Annotated in this window: 11 protein-coding genes and 2 pseudogenes; 3 read left to right on the top strand and 10 right to left on the bottom strand. The window is 40.5% G+C overall.

The features are described from left to right. Nucleotides 1–157 precede the first annotated feature (157 nt). Together J576_RS10200 and J576_RS10205 are read left to right on the top strand one after the other, a co-directional pair. Nucleotides 158–445: pseudogene (locus tag J576_RS10200) on the top strand (DUF4113 domain-containing protein); the annotation flags it as partial. 78 nt (nucleotides 446–523) lie between these two features. Beyond that, nucleotides 524–1,289 (top strand): annotated as a pseudogene (locus tag J576_RS10205) (IS5-like element ISAba31 family transposase). A 118-nt stretch (nucleotides 1,290–1,407) separates the two neighbouring features. Here J576_RS10205 and J576_RS10210 read toward each other — a convergent pair. Next, nucleotides 1,408–2,571, bottom strand: coding sequence for a zinc-dependent alcohol dehydrogenase (locus J576_RS10210; protein WP_033855573.1), 1,164 nt, complete (start codon nucleotides 2,569–2,571; stop codon nucleotides 1,408–1,410). Nucleotides 2,572–2,998: 427 nt separating this feature from the next. Between J576_RS10210 and J576_RS20435 the strand changes: the two genes are divergently transcribed. Beyond that, nucleotides 2,999–3,682 carry a hypothetical protein gene (locus tag J576_RS20435; RefSeq protein ID WP_002045782.1) on the top strand — a complete coding sequence of 228 codons (684 nt, stop codon included), beginning with the start codon at nucleotides 2,999–3,001 and terminating at the stop codon, nucleotides 3,680–3,682. A gap of 229 nt (nucleotides 3,683–3,911) precedes the next feature. On the opposite strand, the gene J576_RS10220 is transcribed toward J576_RS20435, so the two are convergent. From J576_RS10220 to J576_RS10260, 9 genes are all read right to left on the bottom strand, one after another. Continuing rightward, entirely contained in the window at nucleotides 3,912–4,457 is a 546-nt protein-coding gene (locus J576_RS10220) for a glycoside hydrolase family 108 protein (protein WP_032014822.1), read from the bottom strand. Nucleotides 4,458–4,499: 42 nt separating this feature from the next. Beyond that, entirely contained in the window at nucleotides 4,500–4,889 is a 390-nt protein-coding gene (locus J576_RS10225; protein WP_002122319.1) for a hypothetical protein, read from the bottom strand. 63 nt (nucleotides 4,890–4,952) lie between these two features. After that, nucleotides 4,953–7,442, bottom strand: a complete 2,490-nt coding sequence (locus J576_RS10230; protein WP_032014820.1) for a phage tail protein — start codon at nucleotides 7,440–7,442, stop codon at nucleotides 4,953–4,955. After that, nucleotides 7,442–7,870, bottom strand: coding sequence for an NlpC/P60 family protein (locus tag J576_RS10235; RefSeq protein ID WP_001171474.1), 429 nt, complete (start codon nucleotides 7,868–7,870; stop codon nucleotides 7,442–7,444). The genes J576_RS10230 and J576_RS10235 overlap by 1 nt, the downstream gene beginning before the upstream one ends. Before the next feature lie 47 nt (nucleotides 7,871–7,917). Further along, nucleotides 7,918–8,112 carry a hypothetical protein gene (locus J576_RS10240; RefSeq protein WP_000133295.1) on the bottom strand — a complete coding sequence of 65 codons (195 nt, stop codon included), beginning with the start codon at nucleotides 8,110–8,112 and terminating at the stop codon, nucleotides 7,918–7,920. Next, on the bottom strand, nucleotides 8,112–9,587 hold the full coding sequence (locus J576_RS10245; RefSeq protein WP_033855574.1) for a BspA family leucine-rich repeat surface protein: 1,476 nt from the start codon (nucleotides 9,585–9,587) through the stop codon (nucleotides 8,112–8,114). The genes J576_RS10240 and J576_RS10245 overlap by 1 nt, the downstream gene beginning before the upstream one ends. 11 nt (nucleotides 9,588–9,598) lie before the next feature. Further along, nucleotides 9,599–11,422, bottom strand: coding sequence for a CotH kinase family protein (locus tag J576_RS10250; RefSeq protein WP_000217928.1), 1,824 nt, complete (start codon nucleotides 11,420–11,422; stop codon nucleotides 9,599–9,601). A gap of 59 nt (nucleotides 11,423–11,481) precedes the next feature. Further along, nucleotides 11,482–12,339 carry a phage/gene transfer agent baseplate hub protein gene (locus tag J576_RS10255; protein WP_024436582.1) on the bottom strand — a complete coding sequence of 286 codons (858 nt, stop codon included), beginning with the start codon at nucleotides 12,337–12,339 and terminating at the stop codon, nucleotides 11,482–11,484. Beyond that, entirely contained in the window at nucleotides 12,336–12,977 is a 642-nt protein-coding gene (locus tag J576_RS10260; RefSeq protein WP_024436583.1) for a DUF2460 domain-containing protein, read from the bottom strand. The genes J576_RS10255 and J576_RS10260 overlap by 4 nt, the downstream gene beginning before the upstream one ends. Nucleotides 12,978–12,986 lie beyond the last annotated feature (9 nt).

Below are 12,986 nucleotides of genomic sequence, written 5' to 3' on the forward strand. Positions count from 1 at the left end.
AAACATATCCAACTTTCAAACCTGAGTAATTCTATCATTTTGAATAGTTTATAAATGAATTATTATCGATTCTTAGTTGATAGTTGTTTTTTATTAAGAATGAGTGAAGAACTTATGAAAGATTGGGTTTACTTCTACATTGAGCATACTATTAAATATGGTAAGCCGTATCGACAAAGAAGGAATTAAATATAAGAAGTGCGGCGTAGTGCTGACATGTTTAGAGCCAAAGTCTGGCCATACTTATGACCTATTAACTGACTTTAAACAAATAGAGAAAAAGGAATGTTTAATGCAGGCTATGGATGGTATCCATAGTAAATTTGGAAAGAAAAAACTCGGTATAAGTACGTGTTATGTGCCAGGTCGCAACTGGTCTATGTCACGGGATAAATTAAGCAGAAATCCTTTTTTGTGGGACGAACTGTTGACTATTAATAACTAGGGTGTGTTGACACTTTTCGCTTAAAAAAAATAGCGAAGTAGTAAAATCAAATCACCAAACCCAATTTTACTATTCGCTATGCCTCGTACCATGCTGACAGATCAACACTGGCAAAAGTTGAAAGTTATTCTGCGTAATTTATCCATTCACCACAACTCAAATTTACGCAATTTTATTGAAGCTATTCTCTATAGAATTAGAACAGGCTGTTCGTGGCGAGATATTCCTTCTTGTTTTGGTCATTCAAACTCTATTTTCAAACGTTTTAATCGTTGGTCAAGCAGCGGTAAGTTACTTAGATTATTCAAATTAATAGCCTCATGCCCCGATATGGAGTGGATTTTTATTGATGGCTCTCATGTATGTGCTCATCAACATTCTGCCGGCATAGCGAATCAATCTATTTCTAAAAGTGTAGGAGGAAACTCCTCAAAAATACATTTGATTGTTGATGCACATGGCAATCCTATTGATTTCATGATTACCGATGGAACCACACATGATGTTAAAGTTGCGCCTGATTTAATATCAACATTAGATTTAAAAGAGACAAAAGTGGTATGCGCAGATAAAGGCTATGATTCAGAACCACTGCGTGAACAGATCAGGAAAACAGGGACTAAAGCGAATATACCAAAGAAAACGAATAGCCAATCGAACAATGACCATATGGACTGGTATTTATATAAAATCAGGCATTTAGTTGAAAATATGTTTTGTAGATTAAAGCAATTTAGAGGAATAGCTACTCGATATGAAAAGCTCAAAAGAAATTATCAAAGTTCTGTTGCCTTAGCCTGTATATTTTTATGGCTACCTTTATAGGGTTAATTATGAACAGTAAGTGTCAACAGACCCTAGTTTTTGATGAAGAAAATTGAAAAATAAAAACAGGTGATTTGATCTGTCTTGATTAAAGAATAAAAAGCGCCTAGAAGGCACTTTTTATTCTTTAAGTAAATTTACGGCGTTAGAATGACTTTACGACAGTCTTCTTCCTTTTTATCAAAAATACGGTAACCTTCCGCAGCATCTTCCAGTTTCATGCGATGGGTAATAATCACATCCGGAGACAGATCTCCATTTTCGATATGTTCGAGTAACTGCGGCAAGTATTTATGCACATGGGTTTGTCCCATTTTAAAAGTTAAACCTTTGTCAAAGGCATCACCAAACAGGAAGCCATGAATTGGACCTGCATAAACCCCAGGTACACTCACCACACCGCCGCGTCGGACTGCTGCAATACATTGTCTTAGTGCTGAACCACTCGAACCTTCTAATTTCAGGTTGGTCATTACTGTTTCCAGAACACTCCCTTTGGCTTCGAAACCAACGGCATCAATAACTGCATCAACACCACGATAACCTGCTGTATTTTGAATAATAAATTCAGCTGCATCGACTTCATCAAAGTTGACCGGAATGACCCCATAGGTTTGATGAGCAAATCGCAAGCGATAAGGGTGATGGTCGACCATGAAGATCTGTTCGGCACCGAGCATCCGTGCACAAGCTGCAGATAACAGACCGACTGGACCAGCACCATAAATTGCCACTGTAGAACCACGGGTGACTTGAGCATTGGTTACTGCCTGCCAGGCTGTTGGCAGAATATCGGTCAGGAATAATACTTTTTCATCAGGCAAGGAGCCGGGAACCTTAAACGGTCCAACATTGCCTTTGGGAATCCGCACATATTCAGCCTGACCACCCGGAACACCACCATACAGGTGGCTAAAGCCAAACAAGGCCGCTCCTGGTGGAATCTGTTTTTTATTGAGAATTGCACCACGACCCGTATTGGTATTTTCACAGGCAGCCATCAGTTCATGTTCACAGAAAAAACAGTGACCGCATGCAATGACAAAGGGAATGATCACCCGGTCACCTTTTTTGACTTCTGTCACTGCAGGGCCGACTTCTTCTACAACTCCCATAAATTCATGGCCGAAAATATCACCGTCTTCAGTGGCGGGGATTTTACCCCGGGATAGATGTAGGTCTGAGCCACAGATGGCAGTGGCTGTCACCCTTAAAATAACGTCATCTGGTTCCTGAATCACTGGATCTGGAACAGATTCAACTCGTACATCCCGAGCACCATGATAGGTAAGAGCACGCATGCGGATTTCCTCTCTAGTTCAACATAAATAGTCTCAAATAAGGCTGCTGATTATTAAAAAGCCTTTTTATTAGAGCCTTATAACCTGACCTAGAGCTGTAAATTAATGTATGAAATAAGGAAGCCGAGTGTTTAAAAAATAAACTTATATAGTACTTGCGTAATTCACTACAAAATATGTCAAAAATCGAGTAAATGATTAGGGTCTGTTGAGAGGTTCCTTATTTTGTACCTTATATTTACGTAACGGATGAAGATTTAGAATAGTTTTATCTTCCTACCAAAATACCAATCACTGGAATACATTAATAAACTAATTAAAAAGAAGATTTTTTAAATTTAACTTATGATGAACTCGTCGAGATTATTAGTAAGGCTCGGATGACGGGTCTACAGATGATTTCTATTTTAGGAACAGTTGGTGATTAATGAAACATAGGAAAGTAACTTTATCAGCAGTTTTATTATGGGGCGTAGTTGCTTATGCACTTGCACTTCTTACATATTGTACAATGAAGAGTGTATTAAGTGCTTCAGCAGATAATATTTCTGCTTTTGGCTCTATTCTTGGCGCATGTGCTGCTTTTTTTGCAGTATTTGTAGCTGCATATTTATTTAATGACTGGAAGGAACAACATAATAAACAGGTCCAAAACGATTTTGCTTTAAAGACATATAATCAATTTAAAAAATTTGAATTAGCTTTATTTAAAGCTAATGATACTTTTTCAAACTTATCAAATATTATTGATTGGAATAATGAAATTGATTTGCCACTCGATGACTCAAAGGTAAAAGAAAGCCAAAATGAAATGAATTTGATGTTTTCACAAGTACATGAAGCTGAATATGAATTTAAGAACTTCATGAGTCAATTGGTTGACTATTGCGTAGTTACCAATCAAGGAGATAATTTTTTAATAATTCAAAAAGACTTATATAGACAATTTTTTAAATTTTATAACAATGAAGATGAACTTTCATACTCTTCATATAATCAATTCTGGAAAAATTATAGTTACTTATTTGATGAGTACTTATCATTAAGAACAAATACTTATGAAAAAGTTATAAAAGATATTTTAGATAAATTGCAAGAACACTTAAATTGACAATGCCATCTTTAATTTTTAATAAAAAATGCGAATAATTTTGCTCAAAATCAGCAAAAAGTTGAATAAAATGAGCAAATATTTTCTCAATCAAGCCCTCCTTAGAGGGCTTTCACACAAATGCCTACATTTACATTGTTATTGATCGTATGAGCTGTGCATCCTGAAAATAGAATGCACAGCAGTGTGATTGTGAAAGCTATCTTTGAACGTCTGTATTGAAAGAAAGTCATATAACAATCCGATTTGCGATCCAGCCATAAAAGAATTGCTCTTGGCTTTTATTACGCTCACAAATCTCAATATAGCGCTGACCCTGCATAATGTTCAGAACTCGAACTAAAACTTTTTCTCCTTCTTTCCCGCGTTTGACCAAATAAGTTTTGAGTGCATTAAAGGTTGCTGGACCATAAATTCCATCTACAGATAAATCTGGCCACCCTGCTTTACCATTATTATTTAGGAGATTCAAAGCACGTTGTAAAAGAGGTTTTGCAAATTCGGTACCGCAATTCACACCAGTGTCTAGAAGCTCTTCAGCTACAGCAGAAGAAATAATATTCACCTGATCAAAACGTGGGGCTGTCCAATAGTTTTTGCGATAAATTGCTTTGGCCACTTCAAGAGGCAAATCTTTCATATTGCCCTTATAGCCGTTTTCACGTGCTACAGCTTCAGTAATACCGTATTTGGTTGCACCGCCCCGATCTGCTGGGTTATTTACGTACTCGCCCTCACGCTTAATTAATTCATCAAGATATTTTTCAATGTTCATTTCGGTTTCCTTCAGATATAAAAAAACCGCCCGAAGGCGGCATTAACTGTTTGAAATATCGTTTTTGGCTTTCTTAACTTCTTTAAGTACCTCAATAATGGTCTTACCTTCCTGTTTGTTAATGAAGTTAAAGATCCAGCGGACTAAAGCCCAACCGGGTAAACCACAAACAAAGAAGAATCCACCAAGTGCAATCATCCCCCATATATCAGTAACCCATTCATGAAGCCCCCACTTCACGATAATGAATGAACCGCCAGCAAGGCTTGATACAACCGTACAGATCAAACCTACAGCCCACTCTTGTGGTGAACGTGGCATACGTGTCATTAATACAACTGCTGCAACCAAGCCGACCGCTAAAGCCACCACAATTGCAACACCATAAAATTTTAATAGTGCTGTAAAACCGCTTGTAGAAACTGGTTCCATGCCTTTTACTCCAGAATTAGGCAATAAAAAAGCACCCATTTGGGTGCCGTGTTTTAGTTAAAATCAAACTTCTAAAGTCGCCTGTGTCACTCTCGCCGAGTAGTTCCATGATGTAGGTTTCCAGACATCACGCGCCGCAACCCGAATGTAATAGGTTGTGGTCGAATCCAGATTTCCAATTGTGCAGGCATTCTCGGTACCGGTCCAACTCGCTGCCAGCGTTTCCGGATCAAAGCTGGCATTTTTACTGATCCACACTTGGTAATCTTTCAAGTCTGGTACTTCACTTGGTATCCATGTCACCGTGATTGAGTTGGATGTAGTTGATGTATAGACGTTAGTCAAGATCGGTGGCACTGGGTTGCTGATATTCAGATCTGTAAAAGTACTTGTACTGTTGGCTGTTTTACTGGCAACACGAACGGTATAGTTTCTCTGTATTCCATCTACCTTAGCCTCGTCCATGGAATAACTATAATCAGTACTGGTTGTTTCAACAGTTCTGAGTAATTGACTACCAGATAAGATTTGCACCACATAACTTTCCGCACCATATGCAGGTTGCCACTGCACTTTAAATGACATTCCAACAAATGGCGACTGCAGTGATAAACCCTTCACACCAGATGGACGCCCACCATTTAAAGTATGGCTATAAGCTGTGACTTCATCTAAAGTTTGTTCTTTCTGCTGCAGACCATTGAAGCTGGTGAATTTGAGATAGATGGTTTTATCAATCAGATTCGAATTGAATTCATGCTGAAAGATCGCTTTATCTATTCGAACAAAGGATTCACCGGCATTATGCGCTAAAGCATCATCAAACCGTCCACGTAACACACCTCCAAGCGTATACAAGCCAGATCCATTTAAAGTTGCATCGACATAGCTGACATATTCATCACCGACTCTGCAGAGAGTAGTATTCACCTGAGCATCTTCAGACGTTCCACTAAAAATCTGACTGGATGTATTTAGCTGGACTTGCATTGCAGTTGCACTGGAATTAATTGCAGCAACTAACTGGCCATAGCGTGCAGATCCGTAAATTGTTCCAATCATTTCATACGTTGTATTGTCCAGACTCGCCCAGACATTACAGCCGCCCCAGTTACTTCCGCCTGATGCTGCTACCCATACCTGATTTTTACCATCCGTCAGATCGAGCGGCGGTTCAAAGATTACCGGCGCATTAACATTACCTGGTTCCTCGTTACCCCCCTGATATCCGTTTGATGCCTGTAAGTCGTATTCAACGGCTGAGCGTGAACCTAAGGCCAGTTCTTCTGCAGTCACTGTGAGTAATCCGTCCTGATCCTCCTCGATACGCGTGATACGCACGGGAAAGCGATCTAAACCCAAAGACTCATCTGTCAGCGTCACGATATCCATCGGCTCGAGTCGGCAGTACTTCCAGCCAAGATCAAACTCATACTCATTGCGCACGTAAAGTTTGCGCTGCAGCAATAATTGCACAGCATGTCGGGCAATCTTCGGCTCACAGAAAAAGTCGTACTTCACTGGATCCTGAGTGCGTAGTCCAAACATTTCAATGTTTGCTTGGTCTTTCGCTTCGACCGTCTCGGTATTGTATTGATTGAAGCGATTCACGTACTCAATCTGACAGTGATTAAATGCATCCGTATCACGGCTACGCTTCACGCGAACGGGCTGATCATCACCAATGAAGTCATCATCTGTTAAATGATAGGCTGGTGTGAGATCCGGTGTAAACGTGACTCCATTTCCCGATACCGCAGTGTCACCATAAGATCTAATTTTTAAGCCATCCGGGCTGGGTACGATTGCACAATTTACCGACTCAACAATTTCATTAATGATCTCATGCGCTGCACGCTGTTCGGTCAGTGCAGGACTGATAAATAAGCCGGTGGCTGTACAGTAACGGCGAAACTCTGAGAGATCCGCCACATTCAAATTAGGTGCAGCACCATAGCGTGGATGACTAATTAGATCCTCAACAACGTCGGCCGGATTAGCATCATGAATCGTATCTGAAAACGTAATGTCGCTAATCACTTCAAAGTTATGATTCGATAATGATGCACTACCACCTAAGTCATAATTTGCACACGCGATATAGCCGAGAAATGGATAGTGTACTGCCTGATCAGGATGCATTGACGCCAGATAACCCCACACTGGGTTATGATCACCGTCGAAGAGTTCAAATCCGAGTTGATCAATTGGCTTGAGCTGCACACCGCCTTCAGTTTTTGGAACAATCTGCTCCTTATCTCGCCAGATATTGCCAATATCGCGTATTTTGGTTTCGCATAAACCCAGCATTAACGATGCGCTGTATGTATACGTTGTATTGCTTGTTTTCGTTTTACCGCCCTTACCTCCCGACTTGGTTGTCGTAGTATGCGCAGTCGATGAGAAATCGCCATACCAGAACATATTCGCAGCCAACCGGTTTTTGCCGTAGACCAGTGGCTGGCATAGTCCATATGCAGATTGCTGAACACGCATAGAGTTGATGCGGTTGTCTGATGTACTGATTGTTGTACTACCAAAGATTCCACCCATTATTTTTTCAGCCTCTTCATACGAAAAAACCCGGCGATTCGCCGGGCTAAACTTCCTTTGGTACCATCTTGAAGAATGACTCCCAGATGGATATATGAATGAATGATTGTTGGCCATTCAACGACAATTGCGCCATGGCTGACACATTTGCCAATTTTATAAAGCACAATATCCCCCGGCTCTGGTGGCCCGTCCACTTCAAAGCAGACACTCCTGATATGCTCAAGATAGCGCTCACCCATCTGATGCATATGCCAGTCTGGCGGATACGGACGCGGATCTAAATGGTCCATGAGTCCAACTTTTTCATAGACCTCACAGATCAGCGTACCGCAATCCACACCCACGCCTTTGACACGGCCTTGGTGGTGATATGGGGTGCCGAGCCAAGTCAGTGCTTCTTGAACAGCGAGCTGGTTTTTCTGCATAGACTCCCCTAAATTTTGGTAATAAAAAAACCGCTAAATGCGGCCTTTTATATCATCTTGGTTTCAGACAACGCTTCAGGCTTCGGGCGCTCAGCTTCGTACTGCTCTTCTGAAATGAACTCGACGTTGTGAATTGTCGAAAGTGTATTTGTGTCAGATAGCTCACCCATTGTGATGACAGCACCAGTGTCTTTATCTATAACTTTGTAGAACTGCCCATCTGTAATTGTATAATCAGTCATTATACTTGTCCTCCATCTGTAATTGTCCAACCTGCACTTACTAAATTTGCTCTAGCACTCGAAGATACAGAAGAATATTTTGATAAACCCATGCCCAATAATCTAGGTTTAATTCTTGATGCCCACTGGTTTCTTCTTGTCGTATTTACATCTAGCCATAAAGCGTTCAAGAAATCATCATAATAGGATGTTCTATATGCCTTACCCTCCATGAAAGAATCCAAAGATACCTCTACGTTGAACTTAGGACACCATGCTGCTAGTGGCTGATCAAACGCCGTTGCATATGCAAACATTCTCCACATGTCCAAACACGCAGACACGTTCCATGATTCCACAGGCTGATTAAATGACAAAGCTTCTTCAAAGAACTGCGCAAGATCCGTACACACAGATACATCCAAAGCTGCCACTGGCTTATTGAACGACTTGGCTTGGTGCATGAACATCCTTAATGCTGTGCATTTAGAGAAGTTGAGGTTCTCGATGGTCTGATTGAAGGATTCAGCCCCCATGAACATTTGACTAGCCGTCACAACAGATCTTGTATCCCAGTTACTTAGTGGCTGATTAAACGACTTAGCGTACTTGAATAAGCCATCCATGTATTCGACCTTTTGAACATTCCAGTCGTTCAGGTCCTGATTAAACGCATGGGCGTTTTCGAACATATACGATATATTTGTGGCAGAAGACGTGTCCCAGTTGCCAATAGGCTGATTAAAAGACTTGGCCCAGCCGAACATAGATGAAAAATCAGATACCTTAGAGGTATTCCATTTATCCAAAGGCTGGTTGAAATCAACACAATTCGCGAACATCCCTGCAAATGCAACGGCTGATTCCGTTACCCATGAATTTAGGGGCTGATTGAATGGAGTCCCTTGAAACATAGAAGAAAACTCAGTTATTTTCCTAACATCCCACAAGCTCAAATCCTGATTGAAATTAGGGGAATTATGAAACATACTTACGGCATATACTACGTCAGACATGTCCCAGCCTGATAAATCATATGCCACAAATTGGTTCCAAAACATCTTAGCCATACTGTTAATAGTATACGGTCTTCTAGAGTAATCGATCTTCATCTGATCTGGTTTGTTTCCGCCACAGAGAGATGTATCGGTAAGATAATTGTTGAACATCAACTGACAACTTTTCAGACCATCATCGATTTTTATTTTAAAATAACATACTATTTGTCTAGGTAAAGTTAACTCAGTAGTATCAATCGCGATAGGGTTCTCTGGAACTACCAGTCTATCTGGAACATTTGCGGCCCATGCGACGAATTTGCCTCCGTTTATGGTGATAGGGTTTTCAGCATGTGAAAGGCCCCATGTCCAGAGTTCAACCTCGTCGGCTCCGTTAGTTCTGCGATAAATCGCAATATTGCACTTGCCTAATTTAGGGAATACTTTAGATCTAGTATTGATAGATCCGTCTGTTTTAAGTAAAAGAGTATTTGACATATCTCACCTGATTAATTGATTAACCATACCGTATCTAGGTAGTTGATTCTGGCATCGATATACCTATATGCCTGCTCTAGATCTGGATAATTACTATTGCCGAAGATCGGTGTTACCCCCCATTTGGCTTTATCTTTCGAATAGATGTCTCTGGGGATATTTCGGGCTACTTCCACATAATGCTTAACTACCGCATATGTAGATATGTCTCCGCTTTTTCTTAACTTTGTGTAAAGCTCACGGATTTGAGGCAGATATACTTGTCTAAATCTAGGCCAGATATCACCACTGACAATGAAACCTGTTTGAGTGGCTCCCGCGTTTTCGCCAGTAAACCAGTTTAAAGTCCAGTCCAAATCGTAAGGCAGAATAGACCAATGGATATTGTCCCATGTCATGATATTGTAGTTATTGCCATTGATATCCCAATGCCCAACTAATTCAGCAAAGATGTAAAATATCAACCAGTGAGGTAAAACCAAAACAGAAGCGTGGTTTTGATAATTACTATCTAAGTCCTTAGTAAAGTTGAAAAGTCTTTCGATCGAGGTTTGTACCGCAGCAAATTTACTGGGTACAGGCCCTTGGTCTTCATATCCTGACATTTTAGGAGACTTTATTTCCCAGTCATGTGGATCAAAACTTTGACTCAAGTGTGCATCATATGTTGCACTATCTAAAAAGATATGGTTCAAATCAGCATTGTTAAGTGCGTAATTTTGTCTAGTTTTCTTTAATCTTAAGGTATATAGACCATAAAACTGATTATTTAAATAGACAACACAAGGTATTCCGTGAGGATAGTACTTTGCATCAGCTGTGTATTCTGCATCTGCTTTCCTATCAGTATTTGCTTGATAAATAATATTATTTACTTTGCAGTAAGGATAATCCAGTTTTCTTACAAGGCTATTCCAAAATCTGTAGCCACCTTGGTCGCGGAAATGGGTAGGGTCCCTGTAGAATCCCTTTAAGTGAAAAGAGTCAGTGGCGATCATGCTACCTACTTTGACCTTGAGCGATTCCATATCTGAATTAAAAAGATCCAATGTGTAGTTTTTCTTATAGTCGTATGCTGACCCTTGACCTTGGACCGTTACTTCCATGTTTGATTTGAAAAATGTCTGAGAGTTAGATGGGTCACTAAACGAACACACACCCGATACAGTTGTCTCGCCTAAATCGGTAGGCGGCTGGCCCACCATAGTGAAATCGATCCTGTAAAAACTCAATTCAGGGATGGCGATTTCGGTTTGCTCGATCACTTCGTCTGATGATTCCGAGCTGCTACCGAAAGGAGTAACTACTTCATCTGCTATGATTTTTGTGAAATACCACTCACCTTTAGAATTCAAAGAGGCAAGCATGTTTCCTGTATTATCGGAAACTGCAAGAACCGTGTCTCCACCAACCTCACTTGTAGATTCGATATTCAAATCAATATTTGAAAGATCAAATGAACCTCTTACCGTTCCATCTCTTCCAATTGAGAATAAAACATTATCCAAAGCATCTGAAATGATGAATAAGTCATCTGGGGTTGAGGAAATTGTATAAGGATTATTCGAGGTTTCTACTTTTGTTAAATTTGCGCCATCCCAAACATAAAGCCCTGCATCGTCTCCCCGAGCAATACGTACGGTAGAATTAGCAGGTACATTTATTTTATCTGCATCAAATAAGGCCATTGTTGCATAGCTATAGTTGCCACCTTGCGCCTCGACTAAATCAAGTGACATTTGACGAATATGATTGAGCAAAACGGTTAATGCATTTTTAAACTGTGATTCGGTGATAGTGTTCCCGATAAAATCGTAATCGCTCGGTACAGTCATTGGGTTACCCTCAAGAACAAAAAACCCCGCGAATGCGAGGCTTAGAAAGTTAAATTTGATTAAACGGATGTTTCAGGGATTGGTATAAAAGGCGCGCCGCGGAAACGGGAAAAGTTATTGAAGCGGTTCTGGCAAGTTTCCAGACGCTTGTCGCAACCCGGATAAACCTTGATTCTCTGCCCCACCTCAGGATTTTCAAGTAATGGCAATGTAAGAAGCAGCACATCGAGCTCATGCAGACGAATCGTTCGTTTAAGACCTTTATTACCACCCTCTAAAAATTCGATCACTCCTTGGGTAAACCATCCTTGCGGCTGGTTAATGTCACACAAGATTCGTGATGCAGTACTGTCTGTTGCGACGGTAGTCTCAAATGCATAATTTGCACGGTCTAAACCACAGGCGTGATCAAACAGTGTATTGCTGCAGCTCGGCTGGTATAAATTACGCGGCATCTGCACGTTCAATTCATCCAGATCTGATGCAACACTGGCGTGAATCGTATTGCGATCGAACTCAGGTTCAATAATCCGGCCTTCAAACAACTTGATTGTTCCCGCACTGGTATCCGTAGGTGTGGATGCATCCATAAAAATACGTTCAAGCTTGAAACGTGCACCGTCCATTTGACCATTGTGAAAGGCTTGGACAATAGGAATTCCACCAATAGTATTTTCATCCAATGCATTGATCGTAATAGACAGGTTATCAACCTCAATACCAATCGAAAGACTAATCCCTTCTCTCTGGATGATTTCGCCACTTGAAAAATAAGTATAGCCTTCCACAATCAAATCGAAGTCATAACTAGTCGCTCTTATAACATCACCTTGAATGGTAGTAATTGTATAAAGATCTGCCGTAATGAATTGATTTGCATCTAATAACGCAATAAGTTTATCTGAAGCTGCTCTCATACCTTATTTCCTAATGACCCAATCATTTCGACTTTTCCAGCTTTCCAAAGCTTAGACATAAAATTGGTATATTGCTGTTCATCATCAGCAAAACGACATCGATAGTAAAAGGTACCAGTTACAGTAATAGATTCTCCTTCTAATAGTGGAATCGATAGCTGCAACATACCATTATTTGTAATAACAAATTGAAGTAACCACATTTGACTTTCAGGATCTGACCACATCGGTTTTGATGCATTCTCACTCCACATCAACGGATCTTCACTCTGTTCCGCTTGGGTATGTTGTAAAGGGATCTGAGTGGTATTGATCTGCTTATAAAGCTGGAATGACGTTTGAACCCCATCGCCTACAAACGTGCACTGAAATTCATTGTCCTCAGGCATCTTGAAAAGAAATGAATCAAATGAGCCACGGCGCTCTAGAAAGAAACCTTCAAGTTGCTGTAATTCATTACGCCCCTTGCTCTCCCGAAGGAATGCAAAGGACATGCTGATCTGATATTTAGGTACTGCCTGATAACTAGCCCTTAGTTCTCGACCATTTACTGATTGCATGATCTTGGTATTGAACATGGGGGTTTTAGTTAGATCCCACTCTAGACCCGGCAGTTCAGGAAACAATACGTCTGACATGAATCCTCC

This window comes from Acinetobacter sp. 766875 (genome assembly GCF_000582055.1).
Lineage (GTDB): Bacteria > Pseudomonadota > Gammaproteobacteria > Pseudomonadales > Moraxellaceae > Acinetobacter > Acinetobacter nosocomialis.